Consider the following 18,670-nt stretch of genomic DNA (forward strand, 5'->3'; position numbering starts at 1 on the left):
CGACGTAGCGCCGAGCCGCCGCACTTCGAATTCGTCGCACGCCGCGTCCCGTGCGGCGTCCGGCTCGTCACGCCCGACGGCCGTCGCGCCCGAGCCAATCGAGCAGCGTCCGCGTGACGAACTCCGGATTCTCGAGATTCGAGATATGTCCGGCATTCGGCACGAACACTTTCTCGCAGCCGATGCGCGTCGCCATCTCGTCGGTCTCGTCGGGCGGCCGCGCGACATCGTTCGCGCCGCACATCACGAGGGTCCGGTCCGCCGGCAGCGCGCTCAGTTTCGAGCGCGCATCGCCGCGGCCGAACGTGATCTTGCCGAGCGGAATCACCGAGTCGCGCAACGAGTCCGTCGTGAACGCCTGCAGCGCGCGCCGGAAGCCCGCTGGCAACTCGCTCGCGAGATCGATGCCGGGGCGGAAGAAGATCGGCACGATCGCGTCGAGCAGCGGCTCGGGAATCGCGCCTTGTGCGTCGATGGCCGCGAGCATCTGGAAATACTTGTTGCGCGTCGCGTCCGGCTCCTCGCCGACGTAGGTGTCCATCAGCACGAGCCGGTCGATCCGCTGCGGCGCGCGATGCGCGAGCGGGACCGCCCACATGCCGCCCACCGACAGCCCGACGATCGAGCAGGTCTCGATGCCGAGGTGATCGAGGAGCGCGCACATTTGCGACGCGAGATCGTCGAGGTTGCTTGTGCCGGCGGGCAGGGCGCCGGACTGGCCGTGTCCCCACAGGTCCGGCGCGATGACTCGATACGATTTCGAGAGCGCCTCGAGCTGCGGCTCCCACATCGACGAATCCCACAGGTAGCTGTGTCCGAGCAGCACGGGCGCGCCCGTGCCCCTGATCTGATAGTGAAGCGGCTGGCCATCGATAGTGACGAAAGGCATATCGATAAAGTCTCTGGCGGTGAATGGGTTGAAGGAATTCGGGTGAACGCGTCGAATCGATGCGTATGCGGAAATAATCGAATCGGCGGCGATCGTCGCAATTGCTGCCGTCGAATGCGAGCTGACGGAATTGCCGTGCCACCTTATATCGGCCGTGTGGCGAAATCAATCGCGCGCGCCGTCATCGTGCCGGTCGGCTTGGAAGCCATCGAATTCGAATTGGCACGCTTCATCGGCATGTCAAACTCGGTATGGCAATCGAAATCGAGAAATGCCCCGGTATTCCGGTGCGTCGATGCGCGGCACGCCATGCGTGCAATGTTGCGGTCGCTCGACATTCGGCACTTTTTTGTTGTCGTCCGTGCACGGTTGCCGTTATCGTTGCGTACTATGAGAACAATTGCATGTCGTGAGAGCTCAGTGGCAGCACACAACGAGATTTGGCGCCTGGCTTCATCCAGGCATCGGGGGGCGGTGAACACGGTCGAGCCGGCGGCGTGCGCGGCGAACGGACCGGTGCGCCGCAACGCATCGGCGCGCGCCGCGTCGCGGCCGATGCGCGGTCCGGCGCGCGGCCGATCGTCGATGGCGCGTCGCGCCGCGATCGTATCCGGCCTGCGCGCGGGCTCGACACCGTTTGGCCGTGCGCCGCGTCGCGCTGCGCGCATGCGCGGGCGTGCCGATGCGCGGCCGAGCACGCCGGCTGCCGCGCGCGAATTCCGACTATTCGCGCTTCCCATTCGATCCTGCATCTGACATTCGGCGTCGCGTTGCGGCTCGTTCGCGCAACGCGACGCCGTCCGGCGTGCGCGCTCGTCGCGCGCGCCTTCACGGACGCCGCCGCAGGCGACGCATCCGGGACGCGCACGCGCGCCCATCGGTTCGCGCACGCGGAGTGCGGCGAGCCGGGCCGACCGATCGGCCCCGGATCGCCGACACGGCATTTTTAGCGATCTCCAAGGAGGGTCCATCGTTTGAAAACTTCGAAGACAGTTCTGGCGTTGCTCGCGGCATCGGCCGTCGTCTCGCTGAGCGGCTGCGCGACCGAAGCGTCGCGCACGCTGCCCGTGCCCGCGTCGGCCAGCGCGCAAAAGCCGTTTGCCGGCAAGCCGATCGAGATCGCGGTCGGCAAGTTCGATAACCGTTCGAGCTACATGCGCGGCATCTTCACCGACGGCATCGATCGTCTGGGCGGCCAGGCGAAGACGATTCTCGTCACGGAGCTGCAGCAGAGCCGCCGCTTCAACGTGCTCGATCGCGAGAATCTCGACGAAATCAAGCAGGAAGCCGCCTTCATGAAGAAAACGCAGAAGGTGAAAGGCGCGAATTACGTCGTGACGGGCGATGTGACCGAGTTCGGCCGCAAGGAAGTCGGCGATCAGCAGCTGTTCGGCATTCTCGGCCGCGGCAAGAGCCAGATCGCGTACGCGAAGGTGAACCTGAACATCGTCGACACGACGACGTCGGAAGTCGTGCTGTCAAGCCAGGGCGCGGGCGAATACAGCCTGTCGAACCGCGAGATCATCGGCTTCGGCGGCACCGCCGGCTACGACTCGACGCTGAACGGCAAGGTGCTCGATCTCGCGATCCAGGAAGCGGTCAATCACCTCGTCGAGCAGGTCGACGCGGGCGCGCTCGCGTCCGGCAAGTAAGCGCACGGCGCGGCGCGCGCCGAACCATTCATCCATCGACTCACTCGACAATGACAACAACGAAGAAGACCTTCAAGACGGGGGCCTGGCTGCCGATCGCGGCAGCGGGCGCGCTGCTCACGGGCTGCGCGGCGAATCAGCCGAAGCCGCTCTATCAATGGGACGGCTATCAGCCGCAAGTCTACGAATACTTCAAGGGACAAAAGAGCCCCGAAGACCAGATCGACGCGCTCGAGAAAGCGCTGCAGCAGATCCGCGCGAAGGGCAACCGTCCGCCGCCCGGATTCGAAGCGCATCTGGGGATGCTGTACGCGAGCGTCGGCAAGGAACAGCAGGCCGAGCAGGCATTCCAGGCCGAGAAGGCGTCGTTTCCCGAATCGTCGCCGTTCATGGATTTCCTGCTGAAGAAGAAATCCGCGGCGCCGCAACCGAAACCGCCGGCGCAGACGCAAACTCAAACTCAAACTCAAACGCAAGCACAACAACAATAAGGGCTGCCATGTTCAAGTTCATTTCCGCAAGACTCCTGTCGGCCGCGTCCGTGCTCGTGCTGCTCGCCGCGTGCGCCGCGCCGGCGAAGCACGTCGACTACACCGCGTTCAAGAAGAGCCAGCCGCGCGCGATCCTGCTGCTGCCGCCGCAGAACGACACGTCGGACGTGAAGGCGACGTACGGCCTGCTGTCGAGGATGACGCTGCCCGTCGCCGAAGCGGGCTACTACGTCGTGCCCGTCGCCGTGATGGAGGAGACGTTCAAGCAGAACGGCCTGACGAACGCCGCCGACATCCAGAGCGTGTCGCCCGCGAAGCTGCGCGAGATCTTCGGCGCGGACGCGGCGCTGTACACGACGGTCACGCAGTACGGCTCGATCTACACGGTGCTCGACAGCACGACGGTCGTGTCGGCGTCCGCGAAGCTCGTCGACCTGCGCACGGGCGACCTGCTGTGGCAGGGCACCGGGCGCGCGACCGGCAAGGAGCTCGGCTCCAGCATGGATGTCAGCGGTCTCGGCCTGATCGCCACGCTCGCGCAGGCGGCCGTCAAGCAGATCGCGCACACGCTGAGCGACGACGCGGTCGACGTCGCGGGGCTCACGAGCAACCGGATGCTGGCGGCCGGCCAGCCGAACGGATTGCTGTACGGCCCGCATTCGCCGAAGTACGGCACTGATTGAGCGTCGGCGTCGATCGGTGAGGAAACGGCTCGGCCTGGGGTGGCCGGGCCGTTTTTTTTGAGGGACGTTGCCGGCGCATTGCGGCACTTGCGCCCCGATTGCGACGCGCTCGGCCACGCCGCTCGTGCGGCAGGCGCGCAGACGCGCAGACACGATGCCGGATTCGGTCGCCGCGTTCGCGTCACGATCGCGCCCGCGACAAGGTCTCCCTGCGCGGTGAACTTGCGCACGAATGTTTCATTTTTCATCGTTCATGCATCGATTAAGCAAGGTTTAGTGCGTTCGGCGCGCTATAGTCGCGAATGTGACGTTTTTGTGACAATGTGCGACCAGATCGTTTCGGCCTTTTTGCAGATGTCCTGGCGGTTCGAATGCGCGTTGCGGATCGGATCGGCGGCGCGCATCGCGCCGGCTGCGGCGTCGAACGGCCGCGCGCGCACGAAATACGTCCGACTGCGGCAGCAGCGATGCGACGCTGCCGGTCCCGCGCGCCGACGCGCGCGACGGACCGTACGACCAACCAGAAGATCGAGGAGCAGAAGTGACTGACAAGAATTCCCCGTCGACCGACCTTCCCGAAGACCCCGACCGCCGCCGCGTATTGGGCGGCATCGCCGCGCTGGGCGCGAGCGTCGCGCTCGCCGGCTGCGAGACGACCACGCCGAGCGCGCCGCGCACGGCCGACGATCTGCGGCTCGATGCGGCGTTGCGCAAGGAAGTGCGTAACATCGTCGTGATCTATGCGGAGAATCGCAGCTTCGCGAACCTGTTCGGCGATTTTCCCGGCGTGCAGCAGCCGCTCGGCGCGGTGCCGCCCGAGCGCTACGTGCAGCTCGATCGCGACGGCAAGACGCCGCTGCCGACGCTGCCGCGAATCTGGGGCGGCCTCGTGCCGCAGGCGCAGGAAGTGGGCGGCAAGCGCTACATGATCGGCGAGCGCGACATCACGGGGCTGCCCAACGCGCCGTTCGTGATTCCCGACGCGCAAGGCAAGCCGCTGCCGAACGGTGTCATCACGCGCGACCTGTGGCATCGCTTCTATCAGAACCAGATGCAGATCAACGCGGGCCGCAACGACCAGTTCGCCGCATGGGCCGACTCGGGCGGACTCGTGATGGGCCATTACCGCAATTCGGCCGAAACGCTGCGGCTCTGGAATCTCGCACGGCAATACACGCTCTGCGACAACTTCTTCATGGCCGCGTTCGGCGGCTCGTGGCTGAACCACATCTTCCTGATCTCCGCGCAGGCGCCGCTCTATCCGGACGTGCAGAAGAGTCCGGCGAAGCATCTGGTATCGGCCGTCGAAGGCGACGATCCGACCGGCGCGCGCCTGAAGCTCGCGGCGGATTCGCCCGCGTCGGCGCTCGACGGCCCGCCGAAGTTCGAGAACGACGGCCTTTTCACGCCGGACGGCTACGCGGTGAACACGATGGCGCCGCCGTATCAGCCGAGCAGCGTGCGGCCGCCCGTCGACGGCAATCAGGCGTACGCGGATCCGTCGAATCCGCGCGTGCTGCCGCCGCAGCACTACGCGACGATCGGCGACCGGCTGTCGGAGAAGGGTATCGACTGGGCATGGTACGGCGGCGCGTGGCAATTCGCGCTCGAGCATCGCGACACGGGTTCGGTGCCGGATTTCCAGTATCACCACCAGCCGTTCAACTACTTCAAGAACTTCGCGCCGGGCACGGAGGCGCGCCGTCGGCACTTGCGCGACGCGGGCCTCGGCGACGATGCGTCGACGAACCATCTGATCGCCGACATCGACGCGGGCCGCCTGCCGACCGTCACGTTCTACAAGCCACAGGGCAACCTGAACATGCATGCAGGCTATGCGGACGTCGAGTCGGGCGACCGTCACATCGCCAACGTGATCGACCACATCATGCGCGGCCCGCAATGGCCGCACACGGTCGTGATCCTGACGGTCGACGAGAACGGCGGCTGGTGGGACCCGGTGTCGCCGCCGAAGGGCGACCGGTGGGGGCCGGGCTCGCGGATTCCGGCGATGGTGATCTCGCCGTTCGCGAAGAAGGGCTACGTCGATCATACGTTGTACGACACGAACTCGATCCTGCGCTTCATCTCGCGCGTGCACGGGCTCGCGCCGCTCGACGGCGTCGCCGCGCGCGAACGTGCGTTCGCGGCGCGCGGCGCGCAGCCGCCCGGGGATCTCACCGCGGCGCTCGATCTCGGCTGACGCTCGGCCGAGATGCCGTAGCGGGCGGCACGCCCGATTGTCGGGCGTGCTTGCGAGCCGGCTTCGAAGGTGCGGCCGGCATCGCGGAGGGGACCGCTTTCGGGGGCGTTCGTGCGCCGCTTCGAACGTGCGCCAGCGTTCCGGGAGCGCTCACGTGTTCGCCCCGAACGCGCAGCCGGCATTGCCTGCGCGGCCGCCGGCGCGCGCGCGAGATCAGCTCTGCGACATCCCGAGCGTCAGCGCACCCGCACCGATCAGCGCGGCGCCGCCGCCATAGCCGAAGCGGCGCTGCGCTGCGGCGCCCGTCAGGCGCGCGGCAGCGAAACGCGCGATGCGCGCATAGCAGGCGGCGTTGACCGTCGCGAGACAGACGAAGGTCGGCAGCAAAACCGCGCACTGCTGCGCGAACGTCTCGTGCGGCGAAATGAACTGCGGAACGAATGCGACGAAAAACACGATGCTCTTCGGGTTCAGCGCGGTGACGGCCCACGCGGACAGGAATCGGCGCTTCGCCGAGCGGCGCTCGACGTTCACTTCCATCGCGCCGATGCGACGCGCGTGCAGGATCGACCGGATGCCGAGATAGATCAGATAACCGCCGCCGACGAGCTTGAGCGCCGTGAACGCGGCCGCCGACATCGCCAGCAGCGCGCCCGCGCCGGCGAGCGAGATCGTCATCGCGGTGGTGTCGCCGGCCGCGACGCCCGCGACGGTGCTCCACGACGAACGATTGCGATTCGCGAGCGAATCGCCGATCACGAGCAGGATCGTCGGGCCGGGGATCATCAGGAGCACGATGCTCGCGCCGGAAAATGCGAGCCAGGTTTCGACGGACATGGGGGCATCCTTTCGCGTTTTCGCGGGTGAAAGGCGTCAGTGATCCCCGGCGGCGGGCGGCTGTCAATCGATTGACGCGACCATGCGCCGGGAAAGGCGTGGCGGGTTTCCCCGGTACATGAGACGTCTTTGGCTGGCCTGGCGTCGATTACCGCCTGCCGCGGCTTGCTTGCCGACTCCTCGGAAATGGCTGCCCGAACCCTGCACGCCTAATCGGGGCGCGTAGTGTCGGCGCAATGTTCGAACCCGACTCGGCCGGACGGGTTGACGCCCGCCAGTTTTCTTTCCGTCTGTCGATATTGCTTGCAACCGTCCTGCATTCGCAATGGGCGGCTCCATTTATTCGCATCATCCCGAAACGACGAAGAGGAAATTGCTGCAATTCGCCGTCGTTGTCACGTTGGCAATGTGGCGCATCGCAAGCGCATTCGCGCAGGCGCCGATCGTCGATACGTGGAATGTGGGCGATTACCGCGCACCGGACCAGTCGCACGACAGCGCGCAGCGCGCTGGATTTGCCGAGGATAACGCGTGATATGCGACGTCGCGCCATGACAACCGGTGGCCGCAAACCAACCGAAGATTGCTTTGTCGCTACCGTTCAGCGTGAACGTCGCGTGCTACGACTAACCGCCGTTGCGGAGGATAAATCTGTCCGACAGGTGTTCGTTGCCGAGAATGGCAAGGAAATCAGGGTTATTACGATATGCTTGCAATATAATCGATTTTCCGGTGACCAATGAAACGCCACGTTTGCGTGGCATCTCCGGGCGCATGGCGCGGGTAAATGCCATTTTTTCCCGCCAATATCGCGTGTGGGTCTCGGCCCATAATTTTTAATTATTCACCAGACTTCACGAGGGGATTTAATTTATGCGTACAAAAATCATTGCTGGAGTGCTTTCTGCAATCGTTCCTTTCGTTAGTGAGGCGTCGACCTCCATTATGATCGACGCGAAGCGCAATTGTCTTTCCAGTGCTTTCGGCACTGTCTCCGATGGCGTTCCGGCGACGTTCCAGCTTGCACCGGGAAGATATGTCATTTCGATTGCTTCAAACAATATGAGCTGTTCAGGCGGCGTGTTGGCGAATGGCTGCCTGATCAATTCCGTGATGCTGCAAGGCGGATTTGGAACCAGTAGATGGGGAACCACCATTACCGAGCCGACTGTTGTAGATGTTCCTGGGAATACTTCTGGATTTGTCGCGTATGTCAATGACAACGCTTGTGCCGATAATACGGGGCAGGCAACCTTGTTGATCCAAACCGCTAACTAAACTTATGCATCGGTCTCACCGGCGAAATATTGAGGTGCTGGTCGATGAAATTCGCCACTATTGAATTTTGAGTGGGTGAAGTTGGCCTGGGCGGTCTGCGCGGCGCGCGGCCGCGTGCGATGAGCACGCGGCCGGAGACGGGCCAAGCTTGCACGTCGTTCGTGCCTGCGCGTGATCGCGTCGCGGCAATGTGCTTCGGCCTCCGAAAGTCGGATCGTGGCGGTGCCTCATGCCGGCGAGCGGCACGTGTCAGTGAGCGCCGTCGGGCAGTAGCGTGACGATGCGTTCGAGCGTGTCGCCAACTGGCCACTTTGATGCAGCGCGAAGCCAGGTGCGCCATGAGTGATCGTCGGATCGCTACTCAACACCGTGAAGTTGTGGCGGAAATCAGCATGCATCGGCTGTGCGTCGAGGGCCGATTCGTCGCTCGAATTGGCCGTCGTGCGATTTGCACGCGCTGCGCAGCACGAGCGCGATGTCGGCCTGCATCTGCTGCCCGGAGGGTGCGACTCGAGCGAGGGTTCTGGCATGACGGACACGATCTCGGCGAAGTGAGCGCGCCCTGACGGCATGATCGAACCGCCCGGCGCGATCCCGAGATGGGAATTGCCCGCCGAGTTGACCAATCGCGTGTGCGCGCAACAGGCGAAAAAATACCCGCCTTGCGGCGGGCCGTGAGGTGAACGAGCACGCGCCGAAACGCGTGATTTGTTGTTGTGTGGGGGGAATTCGTCAGATCAGAACTGCGCGGCCGCCTGATAGGCGCCGGCCTTGCTCAACCGGTCCATCGCGGTGCGGTATTCGACCTGCAGCTCGGCCTGCGCCGTCTTTGCGTTCGCGAGGAGCGCGGCGTCGATCGCCTGGATCTGGCGCACGAGCGCGAGCGACGCGGGCGTCTGCTCGGCCGAGATCGACATCAGGTACGGCGAGCGCTCTTCGGTGAGGCGCGCGGCCTCGGTCCAGTCGGCCATCTGCACCGCGTGATCGATTTCGCGGGTGATCGACAGCACGTGTTCGACCAACGACCTCTGATCCATTTTCGGCTTCTCCATCGTGCTCGATTCGTTACTTGTTGGTCGCCAGCGTGCCCGAGCTGTTGGCGCCGCCGAACAGTTGCGTCAGGTAGTTCGAATTGGTGTTCATCTGCGCCATCAGCGTGTTGAGCGCGGTGAACTGGGCGTTGTACTGCGACGTCAGCTGCGACGCGTACGACGCGAGCTGCGTCTGCTGCTGCGCGAGGCTCTTCAGATCCTGGTTCAGCGCGTTCGAGCGGGTATCGAAGACGCCGCCCGTCTGCACGTAGCCCTGGATCGTGTTGTTCAACTCCGCGCCGACGCCGTTCGTCGAATTGAACAGCGCGGCGACGGTCGACGGACTGTTTTGCAGCGCCGCATTGAGCTTCGTGGTGTCGACGGTCAGCGTGCCGTCTGTCTGCGACGAAGACGAGCCGTCGGCGAACGTGATGCCGATCGACGCGAGCGACACGGTCGAGCCGCCCGTCGTGACGCCCGCGCCGACGACCCGTGCGAGCGAGTTGCGGATCATGTTGAGCGTCGAGTCGCCGAGGAGCGGCCCGGCGCTTTGCGAACTGGTGCCCGCGCCCGATAGCGACGACAGCGACGCCATCGTCGTGACGACCGTGTTGTACAGGTTGACGACGTTCGTGACCGCGGTCGCCTGCGCGGTCGTGTCGGTCGTGACGTTGAGGGTTTGCGTCGTGCCGACGGCGGCCTGCGTCAGGTTCAGCGTGACGCCGGCGATCGCGCCCGTCACCGCGTTGTTCGCGCTCGACGCGGCGATGCCGCCCACCGTGAACTCGGCGTCCTGCGCGGACGTGCTTTGCGTCCATGCGATCGTGCCGCCGGACTGGATCGTCGACTGGCCGCCCGTCGTGCTCGCCGTCGACGTCACGTTGAGGCTCGACAGCCCGTTGTCGCCGGACAGGTTGCTCACGCCGACGTTGATCGTGTTCGCGGCGCCCGTCGTCGCCGAGCGCAGCACGAGGTGCGCGCCGTCGGTGCCCGTGACGATCGTCGCTGTCACGCCGGGGTTGTTCGATGCGGAGTTGATCGCGGCCGCGATGCCGGACAGCGTGTTGTTCGTCGAGTCGATCGAAATCGATGTCGATTTGCCGCCGACCGACAGCGTCAGCGTGCCGGTGCCGAGCTGCTGCGTCGCATTGAATGCGCCGGAAGACAGCGTCTGCGATGTGGCGATTTGCGTGACGGTAACCGAATAGCTGCCGGCCACCGCACCGGCGGCCGTCGTCGCCGTGAGGCCGCTGCCCGTCGCCGTGGCGGTGAATTTCTGGGTCAACGTGCCGTCGCTGAGCGAGCCAATCCCGGCTTGCAGCGCGGTGAGCGCGGCCTTCAGCGTGCCGAGCGCGGAAAGCGTCGTCTGGTCGGTGGCGACCGACGTCGACAGCGCGGCGGTCTGGCCCGCCGTTTTCGCGTTGACGAGCGCGGTCACGAGCGAGTTGACGTCCATCGACGAGTTACCCGTCGAGCCGCTGATGATCGACTGCGCCGCCTGCTGAAGCGCCGCATTGGTTTGCTGCTGCGTCGTAGTCGTAGTGCTGGTGACGGGCGTGGACATCGGGTAGCTCCCTTCGTCGCCGGAAACGGCGCGCGAAATTCGCGAGATTCGGTAGAGTCAGAAAACAAAAACGTGCGGCGGCCACGAGGGTGTTGCGCCGCCGCACAAAGGCGGGCCGCCAGACGGCGCGGCCCGTCGTTCGGTACACGTTATTGCAGGAGCTTCAGCACTTGCTGCGGCAGCGAGTTCGCTTGCGCGAGCACCGAGATGCCGGCTTGCTGCAGCACTTGCGCGCGCGACAGGTTCGCGGTTTCCTGAGCGAAGTCCGCGCTCTGGATTTGCGATTGCGCTTGCGCCAGGTTGTTCGAGCCGGCTTGCTGCGTCGTCGCGATCGCGGTGAAGCGGTTCTGGGCCGCGCCGAGCGTTGCCTGCAGGTTGTTCACCGTCGCGAGCGCGTTGTCGATCGACACCATCGCCTGGTAGGCACCCGTCTGCGTGCTGACGTCCAGGTTCGAGACCGTCTGCGGCTTGTTGACCGCGTTGATCTGCGCTTCCATCGTCGTCGCGGCCGCCTGATCCGACGCGCTCAGCGAGCTGGTTGCAGCAGCGTTAACCGTCAGGGTTTGGAATGCCGGCGCGGCCGCGGTGCCCGTGCCGGCGGTCGTTGCGCCGAACAGCGCAGTGACGGCCGCCGCAGCCAACGCCTGGTTGTTCTGGTCGGTGAACGTGAAGCCGCCCTTGCCGTCCGACAGGACGTTGATCTGCGTCGTTTCTTGACCGGTGCTCGTCCCCGCCACCCACGCCGCGCCGCTCGCATCGACGGCGACCTTGAGCGTGCCGAGCGTCTGGCCGGACTGGACCATGCCGCCGCCGATCATCGCGGCCGACATGCTTTGCGTCAGGTTGACGCTGACCGTCTGGCCAACGTTCGCACCGACCTGGAAGCTCAGCGTGCCAGCCGAGCCGTCGAGGATGTTCTTGCCGTTGTAGTTCGTCTGCGAAGCGATACGGTTCACTTCAGCGATCTGCTGCGAGACTTCCTGTTGCAGCGCCGATGCGTCGCTCGCGCTCAGCGGGCCGTTCGAGGCTTGCACCGCGAGCTGGCGGATACGCTGCAGGCTGTTCGTCAGCGAGGTCAGGCCGCTCGACGCCGTTTGCAGGATCGACACGCCGTCGTTCGCGTTCGACACGCCCTGGTTCAGGCCGTTGATCTGCGTTTGCATCCGGGTCGCGATAGCGAGACCTGCTGCGTCGTCGGCCGCGCTGTTGATGCGCTTGCCCGACGACAGACGGGTGATCGCTTGCGACAGGGCGCTTTGCGAGCCGTTGAGGTTCTGCTGAGCGACCAACGAGTTGATGTTGCTGTTGATTCCGAGCATGAAAATCTCCTAATTGAGCCGAGAAGCCCATCAATGCCACTATTGGCGGGGGCGGAAGCACTCGTTCTTTGCCGGCCGCCTTGTGCTGGATTTCGGCGCACGCCAAAAAAACTTGAGGGACGCGACGAGATTCGGCCCGATTTTTTTGCTCAGATCGTTCGGTGAGCAAACGTTGCAGGTGCAGCAATCGCGTGCACGGCCCGGTGCCGTTCGCGACGCGCGCAACGGCGCTTGCACCGGTTTTCGATCGAAAGAACAGTAAACTACTGGTCCAACCGACGTTTACCTGTTATGATGGCGGGCTGAATTGAGATTTCTGTCACGCCTTTGCCGTTTACGTGTACGCGTAGGGCATGTCTGCTGGCAGTCAAACGCGGCGCCTGGTGTTGGTTGCCGAGCGTTTCGCGGTGCATTCCGCCTCTCTTTTCCGGCCTCCGAGGCCGTTACCCGCTCGTTTCGCCCGTTCGTGGAAACGCCCGGAAGGCCGGTGCGTGGCGCTTGGCCGCTACGTTTTTGACCGTATCAAGCAAATTAGGAACGACATGACGACGATTCTTTTGAAAGAAAATGAGCCGTTCGAAGTGGCGATTCGCCGCTTCCGCCGCGCTATCGAAAAAAATGGCCTGATCGCCGAGCTGCGTGAGCGCCAGTCGTACGAAAAGCCGACTGCCGTGCGCAAGCGCAAGAAGGCTGCTGCGGTGAAGCGTCTGCACAAGCGCCTGCGCAGCCAGATGCTGCCGAAGAAGCTCCACTGAGCTTCATCCGCTTCGCCTCGACGGCGGTGCCGCTTCGCGAGAAGCCGCACCGCCGTTTTGTTTGGGTCGCGCGGGCAAGCGGCCGGGCAGGGCGGGCGGCGAGCGCAAGCGGCTGAGCACACGCGCGCCGCACGGCTCAGCCGAGCGCGGTGCGTGCTCGCCGCATCGGAAATCGATCTTCTCGGTGACGCTCACCGTACGCGAATCGCCTGGCTTCACATAGTCCGAGCGTACTGGAATTCCAAGTAACGCCGGCTTATCAAGTTGTCGATCGACGCCCGCCACGCCCCTGCCTTCGGAATCACGCCCGCTTCGCCGAGTGCAATCGAAGGCGGCTCGACGATCCACTGCTTCGGCGTTGCGCCCGGCCCGCGAACCGACGCCCCGCAGTTCGGATGCGATCGCCGCTGACATGCGCGGCCGAACGCCCGAGCGTCATGCCGCCGATTTCCTTTTCCCCGCCTTCTTGCCGAGCGCCGCGCAGCGCGCATGGCACGGACAGTTCTTCTCGTGGTCGTTGACCATGCCCGTCGCCTGCATCAGCGCATAGCAGATCGTCGAGCCGACGAATTTGCAGCCGTAGCGCTTGAGCGCCTTGCTGAGCGCGTCCGAGCGCTCGGTCGACGCCGGCGCGTCGCGATACGACGCCCATGCGTTCTGCAGCGGAGCGCCGTCGACGAACGACCACAGGAACGCGGCGAGCGAGCCGTGCTCCGCGCGAATCTGCTGGACTGCGCGCGCGTTCGCGACGGCCGCCTCGATCTTCGCGCGGTTGCGCACGATGCGCGCATCGAGCACCAGCTCGTCGATCCGCTTCGGCGTGAAACGGGCGACCTTGTCGACGTCGAAGTCGGCAAATGCCGCGCGATAGCCGGCGCGCTTGTTCAAGATCGTCGACCACGACAAGCCCGCCTGCGCGCCCTCGAGCACGAGCATTTCGAACAAGTGCCGGTCGTCGTGCGACGGCACGCCCCATTCGGTATCGTGATAGTGAGCGTCCGCTTCGGTCTTTACCCAATTGCAGCGTTCCTGTCTCGGCATCTCTCGCATGTTCCGTCGATCTGGTCGCGCCAGCATAACGGATCGGCGAGCGCGTGCAACCTGGCCGTTCGGTCGATGGGCGCGGCCGGCCGTTGCGGTTAAGCTCTTGCATCAGTGACACTTCGACGAATCATCTGGACTGAAGCGGCAATGGGCAATGACATTTTTCTGATCGGCATCGACGGCGGCGGCACGGGCACCCGCGCGGTGCTCGCCGACGCGCAGGGGCGCGAGCTCGCGCAAGGCGGCGGCGGGCCGTCGGGGCTCGCGCTCGGCATCGACGGCGCGTGGCGCTCGATCGAGGCGGCCTGCACGGACGCTTGCGCGCGCGCCGGCGTCGCGTTCGACTGGCGGCGCTGCGTGCTCGGCTGCGGCCTGGCCGGCGTGAACCATCGCGAGTGGCTGAGCGCATTTCGCGCGAGCGCGCCGCTTGCCGCGCTCGCCGTCGAAAGCGACGCATATACGACGGTCGTCGGCGCGCACGGCGGCGCGCCGGGCGTCGTCGTCGCGCTCGGCACCGGCAGCATCGCCGCCGCGCTCGACGAGACGGGAGCCTGCCGGATCGCGGGCGGGTACGGCTTTCCGTCCGGCGACGAGGCGAGCGGCGCATGGCTCGGCCTGCGCGCGCTGTCGTATGCGCAGCAGGCGCTCGACGGCCGCGCTCCGCTCGACGCGTTCGCGCAGGCGCTCGTCGCGCATATCGGCGTGTCCGACCGCGACGCGCTCGTCGTTTGGTCGTGCGAAGCGAATCAGACGGCGTACGCGCGCCTTGCGCCGATCGTGCTCGCGCATCGCGACCACCCGGCCGCCGCGCGATGGATCGAGCAGGCGGGCGTCGAGATCGGCAAGATGATCGATGCGCTCGATCCAGCGGCGGCGCTGCCCGTCGCGTTGTGCGGCGGGCTCGCCGACGCGCTCGCGAGCGCGGTGCCGGAGCCCCACCGTGCGCGGCTCGTCGCGCCGCAAGCCGATTCCGCGCACGGCGCGCTGCGGCTTGCCGCACGGGAAGCGGCAACGCTCGGGCTCACGGCGCGGCAATGAGTGCGACGAGCGTGAGCGGACATCCGCGAGCGGCGTTTTCCATCCGACGATAGAATGTCCGCTTCCCTCTGCGTCACCCGCCTCCTCCGGCGTCCGCCATGTACAAAGTCATCGCCACAGATCTCGACGGAACCCTGCTTAACAGCGACCACCAGCTCGATCCGTACACGATCGACACGGTACGGCGGCTCGCGGACGACGGGGTGCGCTTCGTGATCGCGACGGGACGCCACTATGCGGACGTCGCGGGCATTCGCGACGTGCTCGGCATTCGGCCGTACCTGATCACGTCGAACGGCGCGCGGGTGCATGCGCCCGACGATACGCGGATTCACGCGCAGGACGTGCCCGCCGACACGGTGCGGAAATTGGTGCGGCCCGAGCTCGTCGGCACGCACGGCCGCGTGATCGTCAATCTCTTCACGAACGACGGCTGGCTGATCGACCGCGACGCGCCGCACCTGCTCGCATTCCATCAGGATTCCGGATTTCACTACGACGTCGTCGATATGCTGTCGCACGACGGCGCGGACATCGCGAAGGTGCTCTATATCGGCGAGCCGGAGGATCTGGCCGTCGTTTCGGACAACCTCGCGCGCCAGTTCGGCAACGCGCTGTACGTCACGTACTCGCTGCCCGATTGCCTCGAGGTGATGACGGCGAACGTGTCGAAGGGGCGCGCGCTGCGCGTCGTGCTCGAGCGGCTCGGCGTCGATTCCGCGCATTGCGTCGCGTTCGGCGACAACATGAACGACATCGATCTGCTCGAGACGGCAGGGCATCCGTTCATGATGAACAACGCGAATCCCGATCTCGTCACGCGTCTGCCGAAGGTGCCGCGAATCGGCAACAATTTCGAGGCGGGCGTCGCACGCCATCTGCGCGCGCTGTTCGCGCTCGGGGATCCCGCGACGCACTGACGCGCACGGCAAGCCGCCGTCGATGAAAAAAACGGGCGCCGCGGCGCCCGTTCTGGTTTCTCCGTCGCCGCAGGGCGGCGAGGAGCGATGATCGTATTCCTCTGTCGTGTCGCTCCGTGACGCGAGGTGCGGGCGGCCGGCGCGAATCCGGCCGCGCCGGCGTCAGCTTTCGTCGCGGCCCGCGACGAGCGGGTACACGACGCCGGCGATCGCCGCGCCGATGATGGGCGCCACCCAGAACAGCCACAGCTGGCCGATCGCCTCGCCGCCGACGAAGAGCGCCGGCCCCGTCGAGCGCGCCGGGTTCACCGACGTGTTCGTCACCGGGATCGAGATCAGGTGGATCAGCGTAAGGCACAGGCCGATCGCGATCGGCGCGAAGCCGGCCGGCGCGCGCTTGTCGGTCGAGCCGAGGATCACGAACAGGAAGAAGCCCGTCAGGACGACTTCGCAGATGAACGCGGCCGCGAGCGAGTAATGGCCGGGCGAGCGCGCGTCATAGCCGTTCGTCGCGAAGCCGCTGCCGACGACGTCGAAGCCCGGCTTGCCGGTGGCGATCAGATACAGCACGAACGCGCCGAGCGTGGCGCCGACGACCTGCGCGACGACGTACGGCACGAGATCGCGGGCCGGGAAGCGTCCCGCCACAGTCAGACCGACGCTCACAGCCGGATTCAGGTGACATCCGGAGACGTGGCCGATTGCGAACGCCATCGTCAGGACCGTCAGGCCGAAGGCCAATGCGACGCCGGCAAAGCCGATTCCGAGGCCCGGATAAGCGGCCGCCAGCACGGCGCTGCCACAGCCGCCCAGAACGAGCCAGAACGTGCCGAACACTTCTGCTGCGAGACGCTGAGGTAATTTCATTGGAGTGGTTCCTGGTCATGTAAATCGAAAACGGATCGCGCCGCCAAAAGCGGGGACGCATCCACGAATGCCGTCTGGATTATAGGAAATCTGACGGATTGTGAAGGGTCAACGATTGTCAAATTGAGATTGGCCGATCATTGTTTTTATTAGAATAAGGCCGCATTGCAGGAGTATTGCAATTGAGTTTTAAAATTTATCAGACGAAATGAATTTGGCGGATTTCGTAGCAATTCCGATTGCGCAATAGATCCTTTGTGTCTAGGCTGAGAAATGCCAGGCGGATCATGATATAGGGAGTCGAAATGTCTCAATACGCGAAGATCAAGGCGCAGATCGCCGAGCTGCAGGCTCAGGCGGACGAGGTGCGTCATCAGGAAGTCGCGGCCGTGATCGCCGAGCTGCAAGGCAAGATCGCCGAGTATGGCCTGACGGCGCAGGATCTGGGATTCGCCGAACGCGCGCGGCGCGGTCGTCCGCCGAAGAAGGGGCCGTTGCCGCCCAAATACCGCGATCCGAAATCCGGCAGCACGTGGAGCGGGCGCGGGAAACCCCCGCATTGGATCGTCGGCAAAAACCGCGAGCGGTTTTTGATCGGCTGATTATTGAGCGCTTGGCAAAAAGAAAGCCGCATTTACCGATGCGGCTTTCTTCTCTGCGGAGTGTAATGGGCGCGTCATTTTTACAATGGCGCCGGCTAAAGGGTTAACCCGCCGCCGCGCGTCGCCATTGTGGTTGCTTGGCTGCCTCGCGCAGCGTTTCATAGATATCGATATAGCGCCGCGCCATTGCGTGCGAGCTGAAACGTTGCTCGAATTGCGCGCGGATTGCATCGCGTGACAATTCGTCGATCCGGTGCAGCGCGCCCACCGCGCCTTGCACGTCCTCGACGATGAAGCCCGTCACGCCGTCGTCGATCACTTCCGGCACGGAGCCGCGGTTGAACGCGACGACGGGCGTGCCGCACGCCATCGCCTCGATCATCACGAGGCCGAACGGCTCCGGCCAGTCGATCGGGAACAGCAGCGCCTTTGCGCCCGACAGGAACGCCGGCTTCTGCGCCTCGTTGATCTCGCCGATGAACTCGACATGCGCGGAATCGAGGAGCGGCTCGATTTCGGCCTTGAAATAATCCTCGTCGACCTTGTCGACCTTCGCCGCAATCTTGAGCGGCAGGCCGCTTTGCGCCGCGATCCGGATCGCCGTGTCGACGCGCTTTTCGGGGCAGATGCGGCCGAGGAACGCGAGATATTCGGGCTTGCGGCCGGTTTGCGGCGCGAGCAGCGTGGCGGGCAGCCCGTGGTAGACGGTCCCCGCCCAGCCGGCCTGCGGCAGCGGCGTGCGCTGCGAGTCCGAGATCGACACGACGGGCGCGTTCGGGAACGCGTCGAACACGGGCTGCAGCTCCGGCAGGTCGAGGCGGCCGTGCAGCGTCGTGACGAACGGCGCGTCGAGGCGCGACAGCAGCGGGAACGGCAGGTAGTCGAGGTGGAAATGCAGGACGTCGAACGTATGTGCGACGCGCGCGACCTGCTCGAGAAGGCGCATATGGGGCGCCATCGAATCGCGGATCGACGGATCGAGCCGCAGCGCGCGCGGCCAGGCGGCCTCGAGGCGCGCCGACGTGACGGAATCGCCGCTTGCGAACAGCGTGACGTCGTGCCCCATTTCGACGAGCGCCTCGGTCAGATAGGACACGACCCGCTCGGTGCCCCCGTAGAGTTTGGGCGGAACGGCTTCGTAGAGCGGGGCGATTTGGGCAATGCGCATGAGCGATCTCCGTTGCGATGAGGGCGGAACTCGTCGACAGATGTCGCGAGCGACGCTCCCGATGAGCGGCGGGCGCCTGCCCGGGGGCAAGCAAGGGCGGTGCGCGGCGAATGTCGCCGGACCGGGCGTTCCGATTCATTATCGGGATCGTCCGCGCGGCATCGAGCGATTTTTCAAACGCTTAACCCTTGTTACAGGATGAAATACGCAAAAACCCTAGAAATCGCCTGGCCGAATGGCTAGCATGTGGCAGAAATGGAATGCGAAAGTCGCCCGCCCATTCGAGCGGATTGCGCCGCTTCGCCGCTGCCGCGCCTGAAGATGGTGTT

At 65.1% G+C, this 18,670-nt stretch carries 20 protein-coding genes; 10 read left to right on the forward strand and 10 right to left on the reverse strand.

Going from position 1 to position 18,670, the window contains the following annotated elements; translation table 11 throughout:
• Positions 1-67 precede the first annotated feature (67 nt).
• Together BG90_RS08345 and BG90_RS37270 are read right to left on the reverse strand one after the other, a co-directional pair.
• Positions 68-889, reverse strand: a complete 822-nt coding sequence (locus BG90_RS08345; protein WP_010107112.1) for an alpha/beta fold hydrolase — start codon at positions 887-889, stop codon at positions 68-70.
• A 143-nt stretch (positions 890-1,032) separates the two neighbouring features.
• Positions 1,033-1,779, reverse strand: coding sequence for a hypothetical protein (locus BG90_RS37270; RefSeq protein WP_232239062.1), 747 nt, complete (start codon positions 1,777-1,779; stop codon positions 1,033-1,035).
• An 84-nt stretch (positions 1,780-1,863) separates the two neighbouring features.
• Here BG90_RS37270 and BG90_RS08360 point away from each other — a divergent pair, with 84 nt between their 5' ends.
• The 4 genes from BG90_RS08360 to BG90_RS08375 all read left to right on the forward strand — a co-directional run bounded on the left by BG90_RS08360 (position 1,864) and on the right by BG90_RS08375 (position 5,918).
• Positions 1,864-2,541, forward strand: a complete 678-nt coding sequence (locus BG90_RS08360; RefSeq protein ID WP_025990042.1) for a CsgG/HfaB family protein — start codon at positions 1,864-1,866, stop codon at positions 2,539-2,541.
• A 50-nt stretch (positions 2,542-2,591) separates the two neighbouring features.
• A complete protein-coding gene (locus BG90_RS08365) occupies positions 2,592-3,032 on the forward strand; it encodes a DUF4810 domain-containing protein (protein WP_010117433.1) in 441 nt (146 codons plus the stop codon).
• A gap of 8 nt (positions 3,033-3,040) precedes the next feature.
• A complete protein-coding gene (locus tag BG90_RS08370; protein WP_010107105.1) occupies positions 3,041-3,715 on the forward strand; it encodes a DUF799 domain-containing protein in 675 nt (224 codons plus the stop codon).
• 541 nt (positions 3,716-4,256) lie between these two features.
• The gene (locus BG90_RS08375; RefSeq protein ID WP_010117429.1) at positions 4,257-5,918 is read left to right on the forward strand and encodes an acid phosphatase; all 1,662 of its coding nucleotides are present in this window, start codon (positions 4,257-4,259) and stop codon (positions 5,916-5,918) included.
• Between the two features lie 213 nt (positions 5,919-6,131).
• On the opposite strand, the gene BG90_RS08380 is transcribed toward BG90_RS08375, so the two are convergent.
• Positions 6,132-6,755: a LysE family translocator gene (locus BG90_RS08380; RefSeq protein ID WP_010117427.1), complete on the reverse strand. Its 624-nt coding sequence runs from the start codon at positions 6,753-6,755 to the stop codon at positions 6,132-6,134.
• A 325-nt stretch (positions 6,756-7,080) separates the two neighbouring features.
• On the opposite strand from BG90_RS08380, the gene BG90_RS08385 reads away from it, so the two are divergent.
• A complete protein-coding gene (locus BG90_RS08385; protein ID WP_010117425.1) occupies positions 7,081-7,290 on the forward strand; it encodes a hypothetical protein in 210 nt (69 codons plus the stop codon).
• 91 nt (positions 7,291-7,381) lie between these two features.
• Here the strand turns inward: BG90_RS08385 and BG90_RS36100 are convergent, their stop codons facing one another.
• A complete protein-coding gene (locus tag BG90_RS36100; protein ID WP_157135635.1) occupies positions 7,382-7,549 on the reverse strand; it encodes a hypothetical protein in 168 nt (55 codons plus the stop codon).
• Positions 7,550-7,628: 79 nt separating this feature from the next.
• Here BG90_RS36100 and BG90_RS31015 point away from each other — a divergent pair, with 79 nt between their 5' ends.
• Positions 7,629-8,033 carry a hypothetical protein gene (locus tag BG90_RS31015; protein ID WP_010117423.1) on the forward strand — a complete coding sequence of 135 codons (405 nt, stop codon included), beginning with the start codon at positions 7,629-7,631 and terminating at the stop codon, positions 8,031-8,033.
• A gap of 737 nt (positions 8,034-8,770) precedes the next feature.
• Here the strand turns inward: BG90_RS31015 and BG90_RS08395 are convergent.
• From BG90_RS08395 to BG90_RS08405, 3 genes are all read right to left on the reverse strand, one after another.
• The gene (locus tag BG90_RS08395; protein WP_010107096.1) at positions 8,771-9,085 is read right to left on the reverse strand and encodes a flagellar protein FliT; all 315 of its coding nucleotides are present in this window, start codon (positions 9,083-9,085) and stop codon (positions 8,771-8,773) included.
• A gap of 13 nt (positions 9,086-9,098) precedes the next feature.
• The gene (gene fliD / locus BG90_RS08400) at positions 9,099-10,628 is read right to left on the reverse strand and encodes a flagellar filament capping protein FliD (RefSeq protein WP_010117420.1); all 1,530 of its coding nucleotides are present in this window, start codon (positions 10,626-10,628) and stop codon (positions 9,099-9,101) included.
• Positions 10,629-10,777: 149 nt separating this feature from the next.
• On the reverse strand, positions 10,778-11,947 hold the full coding sequence (locus BG90_RS08405; protein WP_010107094.1) for a flagellin: 1,170 nt from the start codon (positions 11,945-11,947) through the stop codon (positions 10,778-10,780).
• Between the two features lie 542 nt (positions 11,948-12,489).
• Here BG90_RS08405 and rpsU point away from each other — a divergent pair.
• On the forward strand, positions 12,490-12,702 hold the full coding sequence (gene rpsU / locus BG90_RS08410; protein WP_006401410.1) for a 30S ribosomal protein S21: 213 nt from the start codon (positions 12,490-12,492) through the stop codon (positions 12,700-12,702).
• A gap of 435 nt (positions 12,703-13,137) precedes the next feature.
• On the opposite strand, the gene BG90_RS08415 is transcribed toward rpsU, so the two are convergent.
• A complete protein-coding gene (locus BG90_RS08415; protein WP_010117418.1) occupies positions 13,138-13,743 on the reverse strand; it encodes a DNA-3-methyladenine glycosylase I in 606 nt (201 codons plus the stop codon).
• A 150-nt stretch (positions 13,744-13,893) separates the two neighbouring features.
• Between BG90_RS08415 and BG90_RS08420 the strand changes: the two genes are divergently transcribed.
• Together BG90_RS08420 and BG90_RS08425 are read left to right on the forward strand one after the other, a co-directional pair.
• Positions 13,894-14,784 (forward strand): glucosamine kinase nucleotide-binding domain-containing protein, encoded by an 891-nt coding sequence (locus BG90_RS08420; protein WP_010117417.1) that lies wholly within the window; start codon positions 13,894-13,896, stop codon positions 14,782-14,784.
• 98 nt (positions 14,785-14,882) lie between these two features.
• Positions 14,883-15,704 (forward strand): Cof-type HAD-IIB family hydrolase, encoded by an 822-nt coding sequence (locus BG90_RS08425; protein ID WP_010107091.1) that lies wholly within the window; start codon positions 14,883-14,885, stop codon positions 15,702-15,704.
• 162 nt (positions 15,705-15,866) lie between these two features.
• On the opposite strand, the gene aqpZ is transcribed toward BG90_RS08425, so the two are convergent.
• On the reverse strand, positions 15,867-16,571 hold the full coding sequence (gene aqpZ / locus BG90_RS08430; protein ID WP_010107090.1) for an aquaporin Z: 705 nt from the start codon (positions 16,569-16,571) through the stop codon (positions 15,867-15,869).
• 305 nt (positions 16,572-16,876) lie between these two features.
• Here aqpZ and BG90_RS08435 point away from each other — a divergent pair, with 305 nt between their 5' ends.
• Positions 16,877-17,173 carry an H-NS histone family protein gene (locus BG90_RS08435; RefSeq protein WP_010107088.1) on the forward strand — a complete coding sequence of 99 codons (297 nt, stop codon included), beginning with the start codon at positions 16,877-16,879 and terminating at the stop codon, positions 17,171-17,173.
• 103 nt (positions 17,174-17,276) lie between these two features.
• Here the strand turns inward: BG90_RS08435 and BG90_RS08440 are convergent, their stop codons facing one another.
• Positions 17,277-18,341, reverse strand: coding sequence for a glycosyltransferase family 4 protein (locus tag BG90_RS08440; RefSeq protein ID WP_010107087.1), 1,065 nt, complete (start codon positions 18,339-18,341; stop codon positions 17,277-17,279).
• Positions 18,342-18,670: the final 329 nt, after the last annotated feature.

It is taken from the genome of Burkholderia oklahomensis C6786 (assembly GCF_000959365.1).
Classification (GTDB): domain Bacteria; phylum Pseudomonadota; class Gammaproteobacteria; order Burkholderiales; family Burkholderiaceae; genus Burkholderia; species Burkholderia oklahomensis.

What these genes read in the sequence shown, in the direction of transcription:
- BG90_RS36100 (WP_157135635.1), bottom strand. Translation starts at nt 7,549, where the DNA reads ATGGCATTTACCCGCGCCATGCGCCCGGAGATGCCACGCAAACGTGGC.
- BG90_RS08425 (WP_010107091.1), top strand. Translation starts at nt 14,883, where the DNA reads ATGTACAAAGTCATCGCCACAGATCTCGACGGAACCCTGCTTAACAGC.
- BG90_RS31015 (WP_010117423.1), top strand. Translation starts at nt 7,629, where the DNA reads ATGCGTACAAAAATCATTGCTGGAGTGCTTTCTGCAATCGTTCCTTTC.
- BG90_RS08365 (WP_010117433.1), top strand. Translation starts at nt 2,592, where the DNA reads ATGACAACAACGAAGAAGACCTTCAAGACGGGGGCCTGGCTGCCGATC.
- BG90_RS08435 (WP_010107088.1), top strand. Translation starts at nt 16,877, where the DNA reads ATGTCTCAATACGCGAAGATCAAGGCGCAGATCGCCGAGCTGCAGGCT.
- BG90_RS08370 (WP_010107105.1), top strand. Translation starts at nt 3,041, where the DNA reads ATGTTCAAGTTCATTTCCGCAAGACTCCTGTCGGCCGCGTCCGTGCTC.
- BG90_RS08395 (WP_010107096.1), bottom strand. Translation starts at nt 9,085, where the DNA reads ATGGAGAAGCCGAAAATGGATCAGAGGTCGTTGGTCGAACACGTGCTG.
- aqpZ (WP_010107090.1), bottom strand. Translation starts at nt 16,571, where the DNA reads ATGAAATTACCTCAGCGTCTCGCAGCAGAAGTGTTCGGCACGTTCTGG.
- BG90_RS08385 (WP_010117425.1), top strand. Translation starts at nt 7,081, where the DNA reads ATGGGCGGCTCCATTTATTCGCATCATCCCGAAACGACGAAGAGGAAA.
- BG90_RS08440 (WP_010107087.1), bottom strand. Translation starts at nt 18,341, where the DNA reads ATGCGCATTGCCCAAATCGCCCCGCTCTACGAAGCCGTTCCGCCCAAA.
- BG90_RS08380 (WP_010117427.1), bottom strand. Translation starts at nt 6,755, where the DNA reads ATGTCCGTCGAAACCTGGCTCGCATTTTCCGGCGCGAGCATCGTGCTC.
- BG90_RS08345 (WP_010107112.1), bottom strand. Translation starts at nt 889, where the DNA reads ATGCCTTTCGTCACTATCGATGGCCAGCCGCTTCACTATCAGATCAGG.
- BG90_RS08415 (WP_010117418.1), bottom strand. Translation starts at nt 13,743, where the DNA reads ATGCCGAGACAGGAACGCTGCAATTGGGTAAAGACCGAAGCGGACGCT.
- fliD (WP_010117420.1), bottom strand. Translation starts at nt 10,628, where the DNA reads ATGTCCACGCCCGTCACCAGCACTACGACTACGACGCAGCAGCAAACC.
- BG90_RS08405 (WP_010107094.1), bottom strand. Translation starts at nt 11,947, where the DNA reads ATGCTCGGAATCAACAGCAACATCAACTCGTTGGTCGCTCAGCAGAAC.
- BG90_RS08420 (WP_010117417.1), top strand. Translation starts at nt 13,894, where the DNA reads ATGGGCAATGACATTTTTCTGATCGGCATCGACGGCGGCGGCACGGGC.
- rpsU (WP_006401410.1), top strand. Translation starts at nt 12,490, where the DNA reads ATGACGACGATTCTTTTGAAAGAAAATGAGCCGTTCGAAGTGGCGATT.